15 protein-coding genes are annotated in these 17,550 nt (G+C 71.7%); 3 read left to right on the top strand and 12 right to left on the bottom strand.

What is annotated here, in order from left to right; translation table 11 throughout:
- The first annotated feature begins 105 nt into the window (after positions 1–105).
- Both ACGFNN_RS05785 and ACGFNN_RS05780 read left to right on the top strand, forming a co-directional pair.
- Positions 106–2,733, top strand: a complete 2,628-nt coding sequence (locus tag ACGFNN_RS05785; RefSeq protein ID WP_393553318.1) for an FUSC family protein — start codon at positions 106–108, stop codon at positions 2,731–2,733.
- A gap of 260 nt (positions 2,734–2,993) precedes the next feature.
- Positions 2,994–3,368: a VOC family protein gene (locus ACGFNN_RS05780; RefSeq protein ID WP_393553316.1), complete on the top strand. Its 375-nt coding sequence runs from the start codon at positions 2,994–2,996 to the stop codon at positions 3,366–3,368.
- 85 nt (positions 3,369–3,453) lie between these two features.
- Here the strand turns inward: ACGFNN_RS05780 and ACGFNN_RS05775 are convergent, their stop codons facing one another.
- From ACGFNN_RS05775 to ACGFNN_RS05765, 3 genes are all read right to left on the bottom strand, one after another.
- Positions 3,454–4,899: a gamma-aminobutyraldehyde dehydrogenase gene (locus tag ACGFNN_RS05775; protein WP_393553314.1), complete on the bottom strand. Its 1,446-nt coding sequence runs from the start codon at positions 4,897–4,899 to the stop codon at positions 3,454–3,456.
- Positions 4,900–4,913: 14 nt separating this feature from the next.
- A complete protein-coding gene (locus tag ACGFNN_RS05770) occupies positions 4,914–5,315 on the bottom strand; it encodes a nuclear transport factor 2 family protein (RefSeq protein WP_393553313.1) in 402 nt (133 codons plus the stop codon).
- A 61-nt stretch (positions 5,316–5,376) separates the two neighbouring features.
- A complete protein-coding gene (locus ACGFNN_RS05765) occupies positions 5,377–6,912 on the bottom strand; it encodes a purine-cytosine permease family protein (protein WP_393553311.1) in 1,536 nt (511 codons plus the stop codon).
- Between the two features lie 115 nt (positions 6,913–7,027).
- Between ACGFNN_RS05765 and ACGFNN_RS05760 the strand changes: the two genes are divergently transcribed.
- Positions 7,028–8,479 carry a PucR family transcriptional regulator gene (locus ACGFNN_RS05760; protein WP_393553309.1) on the top strand — a complete coding sequence of 484 codons (1,452 nt, stop codon included), beginning with the start codon at positions 7,028–7,030 and terminating at the stop codon, positions 8,477–8,479.
- Positions 8,480–8,620: 141 nt separating this feature from the next.
- On the opposite strand, the gene ACGFNN_RS05755 is transcribed toward ACGFNN_RS05760, so the two are convergent.
- The 9 genes from ACGFNN_RS05755 to ACGFNN_RS05715 all read right to left on the bottom strand — a co-directional run bounded on the left by ACGFNN_RS05755 (position 8,621) and on the right by ACGFNN_RS05715 (position 17,548).
- Positions 8,621–9,340 (bottom strand): FadR/GntR family transcriptional regulator, encoded by a 720-nt coding sequence (locus ACGFNN_RS05755; RefSeq protein ID WP_393553307.1) that lies wholly within the window; start codon positions 9,338–9,340, stop codon positions 8,621–8,623.
- Between the two features lie 206 nt (positions 9,341–9,546).
- Positions 9,547–10,536 carry a sugar kinase gene (locus tag ACGFNN_RS05750; protein ID WP_393553305.1) on the bottom strand — a complete coding sequence of 330 codons (990 nt, stop codon included), beginning with the start codon at positions 10,534–10,536 and terminating at the stop codon, positions 9,547–9,549.
- Positions 10,533–11,192 (bottom strand): bifunctional 4-hydroxy-2-oxoglutarate aldolase/2-dehydro-3-deoxy-phosphogluconate aldolase, encoded by a 660-nt coding sequence (locus ACGFNN_RS05745; protein ID WP_393553303.1) that lies wholly within the window; start codon positions 11,190–11,192, stop codon positions 10,533–10,535. Before ACGFNN_RS05745 ends, ACGFNN_RS05750 begins: the two co-directional genes overlap by 4 nt.
- 74 nt (positions 11,193–11,266) lie before the next feature.
- Positions 11,267–12,412 (bottom strand): galactonate dehydratase, encoded by a 1,146-nt coding sequence (dgoD, locus tag ACGFNN_RS05740; RefSeq protein ID WP_393553301.1) that lies wholly within the window; start codon positions 12,410–12,412, stop codon positions 11,267–11,269.
- A gap of 247 nt (positions 12,413–12,659) precedes the next feature.
- Complete coding sequence (locus tag ACGFNN_RS05735; protein WP_393553299.1) at positions 12,660–13,424, bottom strand: ABC transporter ATP-binding protein; 765 nt, start codon at positions 13,422–13,424, stop codon at positions 12,660–12,662.
- Positions 13,421–14,221 (bottom strand): ATP-binding cassette domain-containing protein, encoded by an 801-nt coding sequence (locus ACGFNN_RS05730; RefSeq protein WP_393553297.1) that lies wholly within the window; start codon positions 14,219–14,221, stop codon positions 13,421–13,423. The genes ACGFNN_RS05735 and ACGFNN_RS05730 overlap by 4 nt, the downstream gene beginning before the upstream one ends.
- A complete protein-coding gene (locus ACGFNN_RS05725) occupies positions 14,218–15,069 on the bottom strand; it encodes an ABC transporter permease (protein ID WP_393553295.1) in 852 nt (283 codons plus the stop codon). The genes ACGFNN_RS05730 and ACGFNN_RS05725 overlap by 4 nt, the downstream gene beginning before the upstream one ends.
- The gene (locus tag ACGFNN_RS05720; RefSeq protein ID WP_393553294.1) at positions 15,066–16,031 is read right to left on the bottom strand and encodes an ABC transporter permease; all 966 of its coding nucleotides are present in this window, start codon (positions 16,029–16,031) and stop codon (positions 15,066–15,068) included. The genes ACGFNN_RS05725 and ACGFNN_RS05720 overlap by 4 nt, the downstream gene beginning before the upstream one ends.
- Positions 16,031–17,548 carry an ABC transporter substrate-binding protein gene (locus ACGFNN_RS05715; protein WP_393553292.1) on the bottom strand — a complete coding sequence of 506 codons (1,518 nt, stop codon included), beginning with the start codon at positions 17,546–17,548 and terminating at the stop codon, positions 16,031–16,033. The genes ACGFNN_RS05720 and ACGFNN_RS05715 overlap by 1 nt, the downstream gene beginning before the upstream one ends.
- Positions 17,549–17,550 lie beyond the last annotated feature (2 nt).

Here is a 17,550-nt window from a genome sequence, read left to right as displayed (position 1 = left end):
CGCACGGCGCCGGAACTCCCGTCCTCCGTTAACCGCCACTCGGTCTCCGCGTCGGGCTCGTTGGTCCCGCACCGCGTCGGAGGGCGCAGACGTCGGTGGGACTGGGTGCTGGCCGCGGATCCAGGACTCGGGCAGCTCCAGGCCGGGTGGCGGACGCTGGTCGCCATGGTCACCTCGCTGGCGGCGGGCTGGGCGATGGCGCGGGCGCTGGACGTACCGGCCATGATCGGCATGATGGTCGGCGGGATGATGGGGCTGATGAGCGCCTTCGCCGTCGCCGAGAACACCTGGCAGCGGCTGACGCGCGCCATCCTGTGGATGCCCTTCCCGTACACGGCCGTCCTGTGGCTGGCCGCCGAGCTGCACGACGACCGCGGCCTGGAGATCACCTTGATGGTGGTCGCCCTGGCGCTCACCTTCCTCCTCGCCCGGTTCGGTCAACTCGCCCTGCTCACGGGCATGATGCTCTTCAACGGCCTGATGGTCGGCATGATGGCCGGCATCCCGTCCGCCATGACCGGCAAGGCCTTCGCGATCGCCCTGGTGTCCGCCGTGTCGGTGTTGCTCACACGCCTGCTGCTCTGCTACCCGATGCCACGCGAGGATCTGCTGCGCACCCAGCGGGCGTTCGTCGTCGAGGCCCGCAGGGTGGCCGACGCGGCGGTCGAGGCGCTGGATCCCGACGCCGACCGGGAGCGGGCCGTGCGCCGCATGACGCGTGCCCTGCACCATCTCAACGTCACCACGGTCACCATCGACGGCCGGCTCGCCCAGCCCGAGGTCGCCGCCGACCCCGTCGTCGCCGAGTTGCTGCACCGGCACCTCTTCGACGCGGAACTGGCCCTGCGCGGCATCGGCCGGGCGGTGCAGGACCTGGCCCGGCTCGACGTGCCGCCGTACCTGCGGGAGGCCTTGGCCGTCGGGCTCGTCATCGCACGGGACACGCCCATCGGCAGCGCCGAAGGGCTGCGTCCCGCGGCCGAGCGCATCCGGCAGCAGGCCGACCGCCTGCGCGCGGACGCGAGCGCCGGCACACAGGTGCGGGCCGTCGAGCCCGCCCGCCGGGTGGCCCGCCTCCTCGACTCACTGGCCGGCTCGCTCTCCCGCTGGCTCGCACTGGGGCAGAACGCACCCGACTCGCCGGACCAGGTCCCCTTCCGGCCGACCGTCGCGCTCGAACGCGACCGTCCGGCGGGGTCGGCCGCCGCGACGCGGCGCGTGCTCGCCGCGGGCACGCAGAAGAGCTGGCGCCGCGCCATACCCTACGTACGCGCTCCGCTGCACGCCGGAATCGCCGCCGCGATCGTGTGCCCCCTCACCGACGCCATCGACCCCCAGCGCTTCTACTGGGGCCTGGTCGGCGTGATGATCACCCTCTTCGGTACGAACACCACGCACGAGCGACTGCGCAAGTTCGGCCACCGCATGGCAGGCACCGTGGTGGGCGCGGTGCTGGGCATCGCGCTGCTCCATCTCCTCGGCGACGACCACGTGCACGCCACCCTCGCGGTGATCGTGGCCGGTCTCACCCTGGGCGCCTGGGGCATGCAGCGTGCGTACGCCCTGTGGGTCGTCGGACTGGTCGTGGCGCTCGTGCAGTTGTACGGGCTGACGACGCCCTACGACGGCATGGACCACCTGCTCGGAGAGCGCCTCCTGGACAACGGGATCGGAATCCTCGTCGCGACCGCGTGCGCGGTCCTGATCTTCCCGCTGTCCAGCCGGAGGATCACCCGGGAGGCCGAGCGCGGCTACGTGTCGGCGGTCGGCGACCTCCTGACGGAGCTCGCCCGGCGCTGGAACGACCCCGAGGCTCCCGTCCGGCTGCGCGGCTCCGCCCGCGCGGTCGACTCGGCGCTGTTCGAGGTCGTGAGCCTGGCGCGCCCGTTGGTCCGGATGCCCCGTGGGCTGCGGGGGCATGACGCGGAACACCGCACCGCGCTGCTCGGCACGGCGGCCGGCCACGCCCGGGCGCTCGCCGCCGCCGCGGACGTGGACATCGACCTGGCGCCCCGGCCGGCCGAGCTGCTCGCGTCCGTGACCGAGGTGTTCAGCGGTTCCCTGCGTGCGCTGGACCGCGCGCTGGCGACCGGCGAGTCCGCGGAGAGCTATCTGCGGGTGGATGCGCTGGTACGGGAGTTGGCGACGGAACTGCGGACGGCGCCGCCCGGTCCGAGGGTGTCCCGCGTCCGCACGGCCCTCGCCGAGCTGGCCGCACTGGACGAGGCTCTGGCCGGGTACGCGGAGCGCTGCGGGCTCGCCGTGCACGACCACCCGGGCGGAACGACAGAGGCATCGCCCATGGAGCGGCGTACCCGGGTGCTGGTGGAGCAGTGGGCCTCCCCGGCCACCGCGACGGACCCGGTCACCCCCGGCTCCGCGGACACCGGCCGGGAGCAGGCGGTCACGGCACCGCACGCCGTCGGCCGGGCTCCCTCCTCGCCTGGCAGGACGTGCCGGCCGGGAGCGTCCGGAGACATCGGCGTCACCGGCACCGTACGGTGCGCGCAGCACCCCGCGGGGTGCTCCGGCTGGGTCACCTTGATCGACGCACGGGGAAAGCGGGTCGCGGCCGGACCCGTACGGTGCGGCCGTTACCGCGTGGACGGGGTCGGGCCGGGAAGCCACACGATCATCGTGTCCGCCGCCGGTCACACGCCTCGTGCGGAGTTCCTGCGTGTGACACGGGCGAGGGGGACGACGGGACCGGTCGGTCACGACATCCGGCTGTGACGGCGGCCGGTGCGCGTCGCGCCGTGCCGGTCGGACGGTGCGCCGCAGCGGCTTCGACCGGTGCGACCACGACGACGATGCCGGCAGGACGGTGGAGCGATCAGCATGCCGGGGTCGTGCCCGGACGTGGGGCATCCGGGCACGAACCGCACGCGCGGCATGAGCACCGGGCACCTGCGGCCCTGCCGGTGGGCGGCCGTCGCGGTCCCCGGGCGGGGCAGCCCGAGGCCCGGAGTCCGGCGTTGCGGCATGGTGGATGCATGACGACGACGCTCGGTGCCTTCGTTCTCGGCACCCCTGATCCCCCCGCGCTCGCCGACTTCTACCGCGCCCTGTTGGGCTGGGAGGAGGTCGACCGTCAGCCCGACTGGGTCCGGCTGCGAGCCCCGGAACACGAACGCCCGGGGCTCAGCTTCCAGTTGGAGACGGATCACACGCCCCCGGTGTGGCCTCAGCGGCCCGGCGCCCAGCAGATGCAGGCCCACCTGGATCTTCAGGTCGACGACCTCGACGGGGAGACGCGGCGTGCGTGCGCTCTGGGCGCGACGCTGGAGGAGTCCCAGCCTCAGGACGGCGTACGCGTACTCCGCGACCCCCATGGCCACCCGTTCTGCCTCTTCCTCCCGGGTTCCTGAACCGCGTCGCGCGAGGAACACTCCCGCCGAGCGGAGCTGCCCGCGGTCCAGCCCCCGTTCCGGGGCGGCCACGGGCAGCCGGGCGTCAGCCGTCGAGGGACGTCATGACGTGCTTGATGCGGGTGTAGTCCTCGAAGCCGTACGCGGAGAGGTCCTTGCCGTAGCCGGACTTCTTGAACCCGCCGTGCGGCATCTCGGCGACCAGCGCCATGTGGGTGTTGATCCACACGCAGCCGAAGTCGAGGTTCTTCGACATCCGCATGGCACGCGCGTGGTCCTTCGTCCACACCGAGGACGCCAGGGCGTACTCGACGCCGTTGGCGTACTGGACGGCCTGGGACTCGTCGGTGAAGGACTGCACGGTGATGACGGGTCCGAAGACCTCGTTCTGGATGATCTCGTCGTCCTGGCGCAGGCCGGAGACGACGGTCGGAGCGTAGAAGTAGCCCTTGTCGCCGACCCGGTGACCACCGGCCTCGACCTTCGCGTGTCCGGGGAGCCGCTCGACGAAGCCGCTGACCTGGGCGAGCTGGCCCTCGTTGTTGAGCGGGCCGTAGAGCACGTCCTCGTCGTCCGGCAGGCCGGTCTTCGTGCCGGCGGCGGCCTTGGCGAGCGCGGCGACGAACTCGTCGTGCACGGAATCCTGTACGAGGACGCGGGTCGCCGCGGTGCAGTCCTGTCCGGCGTTGAAGAAGCCGCCGACCACGAGGTCCTCGACCGCCTTGGCCAGGTCGGCGTCCTCGAAGATCACGGCCGGGGCCTTGCCGCCGAGCTCCAGGTGCACCCGCTTGACGTCCTTGGAGGCGCTCTGCGCCACCTGGATACCCGCGCGTACGGAACCCGTGATCGAGGCCATCGCCGGGGTCGGGTGCTCGACCATCAGGCGGCCGGTGTCGCGGTCGCCGCAGACCACGTTGAAGATGCCGCGCGGCAGGTCCAGTTCCGAGAGAACGCCGCCGATGATCTCGGCGATCAGGACCGTGGAGGCCGGGGTGGTGTCGGACGGCTTGAGGACGACCGCGTTGCCGGCCGCGAGCGCGGGAGCGAACTTCCAGACCGCCATCAGCAGGGGGTAGTTCCAGGGGGCGACCTGCGCGCACACCCCGACGGGCTCACGGCGGATCACCGAGGTCAGGCCCTCCATGTACTCACCTGCCGAGCGGCCCTCGAGCATCCGTGCCGCGCCCGCGAAAAAGCGCACCTGGTCGATGGCCGGGGTGACCTCCTCGCTGAGCGTGGAGTGGAGCGGCTTTCCGGTGTCCTTGCTCTCCGCCGCCACCAGCTCGTCCGCCCGCGCCTCCATCGCGTCGGCGATCTTCAGCAGGGCGCGCTGGCGCACGGACGGCGTGGTGTCGCGCCAGACCGGGAAGGCGGCGGCCGCCGCGGCCATCGCCGCGTCGACGTCCGCCTCGCCCGAGAGCGGAGAGGTCGCGTAGACCGCTCCGGTGGTGGGGTCGACCACGTCGAGGGTGCGGCCGTCGGCGGCGTCGGCGAAGGCACCGTCGATGTAGTTGCGGAACGTGGTGCTCATGGAAGGTCTCCAGGTCAGGCAGTGGTGCGGGCGGAAAGGTGTTCGTGAACGGCGCTCCAGCGGCCGTCGGCGGCGCGGGCGAAGACGATGGTCTCCCGTTCGTGGACCGTCTCCTCCCCCGCGTGCGTGGCGACCGTCGTCTCCACGTCGTGGCTGAAGACGGCGGTTTCTCCGAGCAGTTGGACGACCGGGGCGGAGGAGGTGCAGGCGCGGACGCGGAATCCGTCCTCGTCCACCCACCGCTGCCACAGGTCCCGGTACTCGGCGGTCGAACCGAGCCGCTGTGGCGTGGTGTGGAAGACGAACGTCGCGTCCGGGGCGAAGGCACCGAAGTAGTCGTCGAGCCGGCCTTCGGCGAAGGCGGCGACGAGCGCGGCGGCGGCGTCCCTGACCTCCTGGACGGTGGCGGTGCTCATGATCAGCTCCTGTCACGGGGGCCTCGGCGGGCCGCCCGGTGTACGGATGAGTGGGCGGGCCTCAGCGGGTGCTGGCGGGCCGGGCCGCCCCGGGGACGTCGCCGCCCGTGATCGGCGGCACCGGGGTGTCGGATGCCCGCACCAGGCGGGGGCCGCCCGGGCCGTACACGGCGCGCGGTTCCGGGAAGAGGGTGAGCAGGGTCAGGTAGACGACGGTCGCGAGGGCGAGACCCACCGGGAGGGAGATGTCCGCGCCCTTGGCGAGGTCGCCCAGCGGGCCGACGAACTGGCCCGGCAGGTTGGTGAAGAGGAGCGCCACACCCGCCGAGACGAGCCAGGTGGCCATGCCGCGCCAGTTCCAGCCATGGGTGAACCAGTAACGGCCGCCGCGCTGGCGCCGGTTGAAGACCTGGAGGGCGTCGGCGTCGTACCAGCCGCGCCGGGTGACGTAGCCCAGCGTCATCACGATCATCCAGGGCGCGGTGCAGGTGATGATCAGGGTCGCGAAGGTGGAGATCGACTGTGCCAGGTTGAGCGCGAAGCGTCCGACGAAGATGAAGGCGATGGAGAGTGCGCCGATGAAGAAGGTGGCCTGGACCCGGCTGAAGCGGGTGAAGACGCTGGAGAAGTCGAGTCCGGTGCCGTAGAGGGCCGTGGTGCCGGTGGAGAGTCCGCCGATGAGCGCGATCAGGCAGAGGGGCAGGAAGTACCAGCCGGGTGAGATCGCGAGCAGTCCCCCGACGTAGTTGGGGGCGGCCGGATCGACGTACTTCGCGGCCTTCGCGGCGATGATCGACGCCGTGGTCAGGCCGAAGAGGAACGGGAGCAGGGTGGCGACCTGGGCGAGGAAGGCCGCCCCCATCACCCGGCGCCGTGGGGTGTCTGCCGGGATGTAGCGGGACCAGTCGCCGAGGAAGGCGCCGAAGGAGACCGGGTTGGACAGCACGATCAGGGCGGCCCCGATGAAGGACGGCCAGAACAGCGGGTCCGCGGTGGACGCGAAGGCTCCGGCGTAACCGGGGTCGAACTCGCCCGCGAAGGCGAACGCGCCGAGCACGAAGAGTGAGGACGCCGCGATCACGGCGATCTTGTTGACCAGCAGCATGAAGCGGAAGCCGTAGACGCAGACGGCGAGCACCAGGACGGCGAAGACACCGTAGGCGATGCCGTAGGTGAGGTCCGTCTCCGGGACGTCGGCGAGACGGTGCGCTCCGCCGACGAGCGCGTCGCCGGAGGACCACACCGAGATCGAGAAGAACGCGATCGCGGTGAGCAGGGAGAGGAACGAGCCGACGACCCTGCCGTGCACCCCCAGGTGGGCGGAGGAGGAGACGGCGTTGTTGGTGCCGTTGGCAGGTCCGAAGAGTGCCATCGGCGCCAGCAGCAGCGCACCGGCGAGGAGACCGAGGAGGGTCGCCGCGAGCCCCTGCCAGAAGGAGAGCCCGAAGAGGATCGGGAACGCGCCGAGTACGCAGGTCGCGAAGGTGTTGGCACCGCCGAAGGCCAGCCGGAACAGGTCGAGCGGGCGGGCCGTGCGGTCCTCGTCCGAGATGCGCTCGACACCATTTGTCTCGATTTCGGTGATCGAGGTCGTCACGGACACTCCACCTTCCGTTCATGCGTAGGTGTTCATGCGTAGGGGCGTCCCACAGTCTGTGGCTCGAAATGATCAGCGGCAATTGTGGCCGGCACGGAGATGTACGCTCCTTTATGTGGCCGACAACAAACTCGTCGTGGAGGACCTGCTCTCGTTCCCCGCTCTGCAGCTCTCGGTGAAGGCAGGCGGCGGAGGGCTGAGGCGGTCGGTCTCGTGGGCGCACGCCAGTGAGCTCGCCGATCCGACGCCGTGGCTGCTCGGCGCCGAGGTGATCATGACGACGGGGCTCGCGGTGCCGCGTTCCGCGGCGGGTCAGCGTGCCTATCTGGAGCGGCTGGACGACGCGGGTGTGTCCGCTCTGGCCCTGTCGGCGCAGCTCCACATGCCGCCGCTCCACGACGCGTTCTTCGAGGCGGCGGAGGAGCGGGGGTTCCCGGTCCTCGAGGTGCCGCTCGCCGTTCCGTTCATCGCCGTCTCCCAGGAGGTGGCGGCCGCGGCCCAGGAGGATGCCCGCCATCGTCTGGGCGCGCAGTTGCAGGTGTTCGGCTCACTGCGCTGGCTGGTCGCCGAGGATCTCGACACACCGGCGCTGCTGCGGCGGCTGGAAGGCCTCTCGGGCTACGACATCCGGCTCTGCACCCCCCAGGGACGGCCGCTCCTGCCCGGTGTCCCCACACCGGACCCGGACGTCCTGCCGTCGTCCGTAGACGCACCTCCCACGGTGCCGGGCGGCTTCGTCCTCCCGGTCCCGGCACCGGGCGGGCCCGCCGGGTTCCTCGTCGCGTACGAGCGTCAGGGCGCCCAGCCCGCGGGGCTCGCCGTGGCCCAGCACATCGCGACGGTGGCGGCGCTGCGGCTGGCGATGGTGCGCAACGAGCGGGAGGTGCTGCGCCGCGAGGGCGCGGAGACGCTGGCGGAGCTCCTGCAGGAGGTGCTGGACCCGGACGCGGCCCGCCGCAGGCTGGCCCGGCATTCGATCGAGGGGGACGCCGTGCTCCTGGTGGTCCGCCGGGCCACGGAGGAGGCGCTGCTGCACTGCCTCGAGGGGCACCCCCATCTGCTGCTCACGTGGGGGGAGGACCGCTATGTCCTGGGCGCGGCGGAGCTGGCGGAGGCGGTCGGCGGGTTGCCGGCCGTCGCGGCCGGGATGAGCCGGCCCTTCCAGCCGGGGGTCGCCCTCAAGGTGGCCGAGCGGGAGGCGCTCTGGGCGGTGTCGAAGGCGGCGGAGTCCGGACGCGCCCTCGTCCGGTACGGCGACGACGCCACGGGCCGCTGGCTGCCCGACGACCCCGCGGTGCTGTCGGCGCTGGTCGAGCACGTGCTGGGCGAGGTGCTGCGGTACGACGAGGCCCACGACTCGCATCTGCTGGTCTCCGCCCGGACCTGGATGGAACGCGACCGCCGCACCGAGTCGGCCGCCGCGGCGCTGCACATCCATCCGAACACCCTGGCCTACCGGCTGCGGCGCTTCGGTGCGCTGGCCCGTCGCGACCTGACGTCCACGGGGGCGCTGACCGAGGTCTGGCTGGCCATCCAGGCCGCCGGGGCGCTGGGGCTCACCGACTGAACCCCCGCCCGTACGCGGCTGAACAGCGTGCGGCGTGCGAGGTGCGGTCCACGCGGGACGGGCTGCCAGACGTGTGCCGCGGCGGAGTCCGTACCGCCCTACCGCCCCTCCCCGCGACGGCCCAGGTCGTCCGGCGCCGGCTCAGGCCTCGGCGTCGGATGCCGCCGCGCCGGTCACGTCCTCGGCGTCGGCCCGCGCCTGGGCCAGGAGTTCCGTCATGGCGGCATGGGCTGCGTCCGGGTCACCGTCCCGGACGGCGTCCAGCACGGCCCGGTGGCTCGGCACGGGATCGTCGTCCTGCCGGTGCGTGTACACGAGCCGGTCACGCTCCAGGAGCCCGGGCCCCAGCACCAGGTCCAGCCGGGCGAGCAGATCGTTGCCCGTGGCCCGGTACAGCGCGCGATGGAAGGAGGTGTCGGCGAGAGCGGCTGTCTCGGCGTCACCCCTGGCCCCGTCCATGGCGTCCAGTGCCTCTTCCAGGGCGACGAGATCGTCCTGGGTTCTGCGTCCGGCCGCGTGCCGGGCCACGGACGGCTCGATGATGGCCCGTACTTCGGCGAGGTCGCCGAGCAGCTTCGCGCCCTGACCGCTCGCCACCCGCCAACGGATCACGTCGGCGTCGAGGAGGTTCCACTCCTGGCCGGGCAGGACGTAGGTGCCCCGCTTCTGCCGGGAGCCCACGAGCCCCTTTCCGGCGAGGACCTTCAGCGACTCCCGCATCACGGTCAGGCTGATGTCCAGCTCCTCGGTGAGGGAACGCACGTCGATGGTGTCCCCCTGCGCGATCCGTCCCGAGACGATCCGGTATCCCAGCGCCTCCACGACCTGGCCGTGGATACCTCTGCCGACGTAGGCCGCCATGGCCCTCCTCCTCGTCCGTGGTGAAGCCGTAAGGGCACTCGTCCGTGGCGAGGCCTTTACGGGCAGGAGCGCGCCCCCGTGTCCTGCGGGCGCCGTCGCCCGGGGCCCCTGCCCGGCTCCCGCGCCGCGCCGAGCGGCACCATTGAAGCACCGCGCATGTGCGGTACTTCGTACACGTGCCGCTCCGACGGCGGGGGCCACGCGCCTCAGCGGATGGTGGAGCCCGGCGCGGCGGAGAGCAGGCCGAGCTCGTCGCGGCGCGGCAGACCTTCCCAGTCCCCGTCCGAGGCGACGGCGAACGCGCCCAGGGTGTTGGCGCGTTCGAGTCGCTCCTGTGGCGGGAGCCCGTCGAGCAGGCCCGACAGATAGCCGGCGCAGAAGGCGTCCCCGGCTCCCACCGTGTCCCGCACCGGAACGCGCAGGGCGGGGACGCTGTGCCGTACGTCCTGCCGGTCCCGGAAGGCGGCTCCCGCTCCCCCGCGTTTGACCACGACCTCGCGCACACCTGTTTCCAGCAACGCGCCGACGGCTCGCTCCTCGTCGTCCGGTGACCCGGTGAACGCGTCACTGACGACCGGGAGTTCGTCATCGGAAGCGATCAGCACGGTGAGGTGCGGCAGCAGCGGCCGGAGGGCCTCGCCCGCCTCCCCGGCCGTCCACAGCCTCTTCCGGTGGTTGACGTCGAGCACCACGGTCCATCCCCGGCCGTGGGCATGGGCCGCGGCCTCACGCACCGCTTCCAGGGGGCCGGGGCCGAGGGCGCAGGTGATGCCGGTCAGGTGGAGCACCCGGGCGCCGTCGTGGAGCGCGGGGGCGATGTCGGCGGCGGTGAGGAGCGAAGCCGCGGAGTCCCTGCGCCAGTAGTGGACCCTCGCGAGGTCGGCGACCCGCTGCTCGCGCAGCATCGCGCCGGTGGGGGCGGTGGGATGGGTGGCGGCACGGCTGATGTCGACGCCCTCTCCACGCAGGGTGCGCAGGACGAGGCGTCCGGGCTCGTCGTCCCCGACCAGCCCGGCCCAGGCGGCGTGGTGCCCCAGTCGGGCGAGGCCGATGGCGACGTTCGACTCCGCGCCCGCGAGGGTGGTACGGGCCTGGGCGCCCACCGTGAGAGGACCGGGCAGTTGGGCGGCGAGCATGGTCTCGCCGAACGTGAGCACGTCGACGGGGGCGGGCGTCCGCCCGGGTGCGGCACTCATGCCGGCTCCTCGGTTGCGCACAGTGCGACGAAACGCCTGGCGCGGTCGCGCAGGGTGGCCAGGTCGCCGCCGTGGGCCGCGTCACCGACCAGCGGCGATCCGACGCCCACCGCGACCGCGCCGTTGGCGAGGTACTGCTCGGCTCCGGCGAGGTCGACTCCTCCGACGGGCACGACGGGCATGTCGGGGAAGGGATCGCGCAGCGCCTTCAGGTAGGCGGGGCCGCCGACCGAGGCGGGGAACAGCTTGACGGCGTGGGCGCCCGCGCGGAGGGCCCCGACGGCCTCGGTCGGGGTGAGGGCGCCGGCCAGCACCGGCAGACCTGCCCGTACCGAGGCGGCCACGGACTCGGTGAGTGCCGGGGTGACGATCCAGCCGGCCCCGGCCTCCTGGGCGCGGGAGACGTCGTCCTCGGTCAGTACGGTGCCGGCGCCCAGGAGAGTGCCGGGGCCCACCTCGGCCGCGGCCCGGCGTATGACCCCGAGGGCGTCGGCCGTGTTGAGGGAGACCTCGACGAGGGCCACACCCTCTTCGGCGAGGGCGAGGACGGTACGCAGTGCGGCGTCGGGGTCACTGCCTCGCACGATGGCGGCCAGCCGGGTGCTCCTGAGCACGCCGTCGAAGGCGTCGCTGTTCGGTGGGGACAGGTGGTGCATGTGGGTTCACGTCCAGAGGGGTTGTGCCGTGCGGGTGGAGCGTCGGGGGCGACGGGCGGGTCAGGACCGGCGGATCACCATTCGGCGAAGGAGCCGTCCGGGTGGCGCCAGACCGGGTTGTGCCAGTCCTCGGCGGAGTTGTCCGCGGCGCGGACCGCGCGTTCGTCCACCTCGATACCGAGGCCCGGGGCGGTGCTCCGCAGGAAGTGCCCTTCGTGGAATTCCAGCGGGGCCGGATCGGCGAGGTAGTCCAGCGGCCCGGCGCCGACGTTGTAGTGGATGCCGATGCTCTGTTCCTGGATCAGGAAGTTCGGTGTGCTGAAGGCGACCTGGAGGCTGGCGGCGAGCGAGACCGGCCCGAGCGGGCAGTGCGGTGCGAGGAGTACGTCGAAGGTCTCGGCCAGCGCGGCGATCCGGCGGACCTCGGAGATGCCGCCCGCGTGGGAGAGGTCGGGCTGGATGACCGCCACCCCGGCCGTCAGGGCGGGGAGTACGTCGGTGCGCGAGAAGAGCCGCTCCCCCGTGGCGATCGGCACGGGAGACCCCGCGACCAGGTCGCCCAGCCGGTGGGTGTACTCGGGGAGCACGGGCTCCTCGACGAACAGGGGGTTGTACGGGGTGAGATGAGGAAGGAGCTTGGCCGCGTTGGCCGTCGTGAACCGGCCGTGGAAGTCGACGGCGAAGTCCCTGTCGTCGCCGAGGGCCTCCCGCGCGGCGGCGGCACGGGACACGACCTGGTCGATGTCGCGGGTCGTCGCCAGACGGTTCATCCGGCCGGAGGCGTTCATCTTCACCGCGGTGAATCCGGCTTCGACCTGCTCCCGGACCGCCTCGGCGATCTGCGTGGGTTCGTCCCCGCCGACCCAGGTGTAGGCCCGCACGCGGTCCCGCACGGGCCCGCCGAGCAGTTGGTGCACGGGGGCTCCGTAGACCTTGCCCGCGATGTCCCAGAGCGCCTGGTCGAGCCCGGCGACCGCGCTGGAGAGGACGGGGCCGCCACGGTAGAACGAGCCCTTGGACATGGTCTGCCAGTGGTCCTCGATCCGGAGCGGGTCCTGCCCCATGATGACCTCGGCGAGTTCGTGCACGGCGGTGCGTACCGTGGCGGCGCGCCCCTCGACGACCGGCTCGCCCCAGCCGACGACACCTTCGTCCGTCTCGACGCGGCAGAACAGCCAGCGGGGCGGCACCGCGAAGGTCTCGACGCGCGTGATCTTCATGCTTCTCCTCGGAACAGCCGGGGACGGCCGGACCGGCCGCCGCCCGTCGCGGGCGGCCCCGACGGCGGGACCCCGGAGAAGGGCGCACGCCTACGGATCGCGTCGGCTCCGGTGCCGCGGCTCGGTCGGCATTCGGACAGCGGGCGTCCGGGGACACCCACGGAAGACATTAAATATGAATTATTGCTGTCCGCAAAGAGCCCCTGACGTGGACGTTGCCGCGCGCCCACGACGTACGGGCGGAAGCTCAGACGGGCAGCCGCGGCACGCTGTCGATCAGGCGACGGGTGTAGGGGTGGTCCGGCCGGCCGAGCACCTGTGAGGTGGATCCCTGTTCGACGACCCGTCCGTGTTCCAGCACGGCGGTGCGCTCGCACAGCGAGGCCACGACCGACAGGTCGTGGGAGACCATGACCAGGGTCAGCCCTCGCTCCTGCTTCAGTTCGGCCAGCAGGTCGACGACCTTCACCCGGGTGGTGACGTCCAGCGCGCTGACCGGTTCGTCGGCCAGGATGACGCGCGGCTCGCAGACCATGGCACGGGCGATGGCGATGCGCTGGCGCTGCCCGCCGGAGAACTCGTGGGGGTAGCGGTCCGCCGCGTCCGGCCGCAGGCCCACACGCTCCAGCGCGGCGGCCACCTTGGGCACCGCGGTGGAACGGGAGTCGAGGCCGAGGGAGCGCAGGGGTTCCGCGACGACGGCACCGACCTTGCGGCTGGGGTCGAGCGAGGAGTACGGGTCCTGGAAGACGCACTGCACACCGCGCCGGAAGCGGCGCATCTGCGTACGGTCGCGCGGGTCCAGTCGGGCCCCGTCGAAGGCGACCGTCCCGGCCGTGGGCCGTACGAGACCCAGCAGCAGCCGCAGCAGGGTCGTCTTCCCCGCCCCGGACTCGCCGACCAGGGCCAGACTCTCGCCCGCCTCGACGGCGAGGGACACGTCCGATACGACGTCCGAGGCGGCCCCCCGGTAACGCACCGCGGCGTCCTTCAGCTCCAGCACGGGCGTCATCGCGCGCTCCTCAGGTCCAGTGCGGACTCCAGTTTCCGGGCACTCGCGACGAGGGCCCGGGTGTACTCCTCGCTCGGCGCGCGCACGATGTCGCGCACCGAGCCCTCCTCGACGGCCCTGCCGTCCTTCATGACCAGCACCCGGTCGGTGACCTCGGCGACGACGGCGAGGTCGTGGCTGACGAACAGCACGGCCATCTCCCGTTCCCGGACCAGGCCGTCGATCAGCTCCAGCATCTCCGCCTGGACCGACACGTCCAGCGCGGTGGTGGGTTCGTCGGCGATGAGCAGCTTCGGCTCGCAGGCGAGGGCCATCGCGAGCGCGACCCGCTGCCGCTGCCCGCCGGAGATCTCGTGCGCGAAGGCACGGGCGATGCGGGCGGGCTCCGGGAGCCGCACCTGTTCGAGCGCCTCGTGCACGGCCGACCTGAGGTGCCTGCCCTTGAGGCCCGTTCGGCGGGCCAGCGGCTCGGCGATCTGCCGGCCCAGCCGCATCAGCGGGTCCAGCGCGGTCAGCGGCTCCTGGAAGACGACGGCCGCGTCCCGTCCGCGGACGGCGTCGAGGCTCCTGCGGGTGGCACCCACGGTCTGCGTTCCGGCGAGTTCCACACTGCCCGTGGAGGTCATGCCGTCGGGCAGCAGACCGAGTACCGCGAGCGTCGTCAGGGACTTGCCCGAGCCGGACTCCCCGATCAGGCCGAGCCGTTCGCCGCCGGCGACCGTGAAGGAGAGGTCGTCGACCAGAGCCCGTCCGTCGGCGGTCCGGACGGACAGTCCGCGTACGTCGAGGAGAGTCATGCGCGCCTCCGCCGGGTGGCCGGGTCAAGGGTGTCACGCAGTCCGTCGGCGACGAGGTTCACGCCGATGACCAGGACGACGAGCAGGATGCCGGGGGCCAGCGCTCCGGCGGGCGCCGTGGTGAAGGTGGCCTGGGCCTCCTGCAGCATGCGGCCCCAGGACGCGTTGGGCGGCGGGGCTCCCAGCCCGAGGTAGGACAGTCCGGCCTCCGCGAGTACGGCGAGCCCGAACTGCAGGGCGAGGTTGACCACCAGTGTGGGCCAGATGTTGGGCAGCACGTGGGAGAGGACCGTACGCGGCCAGGAGGTTCCGGATATGCGGGCGGCGGTGATGTAGTCCTGCGCCAGCACCCGCTTGACGAGGACGCGCACCAGCCGCGCCACGACCGCGCTCTGCGCCAGGCCGATGGCCAGGACGGCGGAGCCCAGGGTCGCCGAACGTGCGGCGACGATCAGCATCGCGAGCAGCAGGGTCGGGAAGGCGATCAGGATGTCGAGGAAGGCCGAGAGCGTGTCGTCGATCCACCCCTGCGCGAAGGCGGCGAGCACGCCCAGGGCGATCCCGATGACGGCCGCGACGGTGACCGATCCGAGGCCGGCCTCGACCGCGATGCGCGAGCCGGTCATGACCTGGGTGAACAGGTCGCGTCCGAGCTTGTCGGTGCCGAGGAGGTGGCCGCCGCCGGGCCCGGCGAGCCGTCCGCCGGAGGTGTCCTCCGCGTCGTACGGCAGCCAGACGAACGAGATCAGGGCGAGAAGCACGACGAGACCGGCGAGTACGCAGCCGGTGGTGAGGGTGACGGAGCGGCGGCGGCGCTTCGCGGGGGTCAGCTGGTCCGTCCCGGTCATCGGGTACCTCCCGAGAGCCTGCCGCGCAGCCGCGGGTCGATGATCCGCTGGACGAGGTCGGCCGCGAAGCCGATCACCAGGACCGCGAGGGTCGACACGAAGAGCACGCCCTGGATGACGGGGTAGTCGTGCTGGGAGATGCCGGTGGCGAGCAGCGAGCCGAGGCCCGGCAGCGCGTACACCGACTCCACGACGACGGCGCCGAGCAGGGTCGAGGCGAGTTCGATACCGAGGACGGAGATCACCGGCACCGAGGCGTTGCGCAGACCGTGACGCCACATCGCGCCGCCGAAGGTCGAGCCGAGGGCGCGCGCGGTCCGCAGGTAGTCGCTGCCGAGGACGTCGAGTGTCGCGGAGCGGACGTAGCGGATCAGTGAGGCGCTCATCACCAGGGCGATCGTCACGACCGGCAGGACGAGGGAGCGGACCGCCTCGGCCGGATCGGCCCAGCCGTCCTGCGGGAAGCCGCCGGAGGGCAGCCAGCCCGCGTTCAGCGCGAACACCGCGATGAGGATCATCCCGAGCCAGAACACGGGTACGGCGATGCCCAGTTGGGACACCCCGTTGAGGAGCGTGCCGTACCAGGTGTGCCGTTTGTGGGCCGCCGTGAAGCCGGCCGGGACCGCCACCAGGACGGCCAGGACGAACGCGGCCAGGGTGAGCGGCACGGTGACGTTCAGCCGGGCCGTCACCTCGGGGCCCACGGGGAGCGAGCTGACGAAGGAGGTTCCGAGGTCGCCGCCGGCCAGGCTGCCCAGCCAGTGGGTGAACTGTTCGGGCAACGGCCGGTCGGACCCGATGGAGTGGCGGGCGGCCGCGATCTGCTCGGGACTTGCGCCGACCGAGGTGAGCGCGTTGGCAGGGTCGCCGGGGAGCATGCGGAGCAGCACGAACAGCACCACGCTCGCCAGCGCCAGCGACACCGCGAGGAAGGCGAGCCGGCGCACCAGGTAGCGCGCCATCAGCCCTTCTTCTTGATTTCGTAGGCGAAGAACTGCGAGTTCAGGCCGTTGACCGGGTAGCCGGAGAGCTTGTCGCTCGCGACGACGATCTGCGGGTAGAGGTACAGCCAGTCGCTCGCCGCCTCCTCGGCGGTACGCCGGTTGACCTTCTTGAGCAGTTCGGTCTGGGCGGCGGTGCTGGAGGCCTCTTCCGCCTGTTCGACCCACTGGGTGACCTGCGGGTCGTCGTAGCCCCAGTAGAAGTCGGGGTTGCCGTACCAGACGAGGTCGCGGTCGTTCACGTGCTCCTGGAGCGTGGCCGTGAAGTCGTGGTTCTTGTAGACCTTCGTGTACCACTCGTCAGGGGTGATGGTGTTGATCTTGACGGTGATACCGACCTCGGCCAGCTGGGACTTGATGAACGTCGCGGCGGTCGGGTGCGGGTCGTAGTTGGGCGTGTCGAGGGTGAAGCTGAAGCCCTTGGCGTGACCGGATTCGGCCAGCAGCTTCCTGGCCTTCGCCACGTCGTGGGCGTTGACGCCGGTGAGGTCCTCGTACCAGGGGTCGGTGGGCGGGACCATCGAGCCGATCTGCTTGCCGTATCCGCCCCAGACCGATTCGAGGAGCTTCTTGTCGTCGATGGCGGCGGACACCGCCTGGCGCACCTTGACGTCGTCGAAGGGTTCGGCCTTGTCGTTGAACGCGAGCAGCAGCTTGGTGGTGGAGTCGCCGTCGTTCACCTTGTAGGCGCCGTTGCTCTTGAACTGCTCCAGCGAGTCGGGCGACTGCTCGCTGGTGACCACGTCCACGGCGTTGGTCAGCAGGGCGTTGTTCAGCGCCGAGGCGTCCTTGTAGTAGTGGAAGACGACCTGCTTGTTGGCCGCGGCGCCGCCCCAGTAGCCCGCGAAGCGGTTCAGGCTCAGCGCCGAGCCCCGGGTCCACTTGTTCAGGGCGTACGGTCCCGTACCGTCCTCGGTCGTCTTCAGGTTCTGCGCCTGGGAGTTGATGATCCAGACGTAGGAGAGGTTGTAGACGAAGGAGATCGACTTCTTGGACAGCGTGATCTTCACGGTCCGCTTGTCGGGGGTGGCTATGTCCTTGACGACCTCGAGGTTGCTCTTGCGGGCCGACTGGGAGTCGTCCGCAGTCACCTTCTCCAGGCTGTACTTGACGTCCTCGCTGGTGAGTTCCTTGCCGCTGTGGAACTTCACGCCGTCGCGCAGGGTGAAGGTGTAGGTGAGGCCGTCGGCGCTGGTCTCGTAGTCCTGGGCGAGGAGCTTGTCGACCTTGCCGTCGTCGGTGAGCCGGAAGAGGCCTTCGTAGACGTTGCCGTTCAGGGCCTCCGTGACGCCCTGGCCGCCGCCCGCGGTGTTGTCCAGGTTCTGCGGCTCGTAGAGGGAACCGATGTTGACGACGGCGTCCTTGTCCCAGGAGCCGCCCGAGGCACCGGATCCGGCCGACCCGCCGCAGGCGGTGAGGGGCAGCGCCAGGGAGACGACGGCGGCGGTGGCGTACAGGACGTTCTTCTTGGTGCTCATGT

The sequence above is a fragment of the Streptomyces sp. NPDC048590 genome (genome assembly GCF_043199535.1).
In the GTDB taxonomy this organism is placed as follows: Bacteria; Actinomycetota; Actinomycetes; order Streptomycetales; family Streptomycetaceae; genus Streptomyces.
The sequence above is the reverse complement of the archived record's forward strand: the minus strand, read 5'-3'. Positions and strand labels throughout refer to the sequence as shown.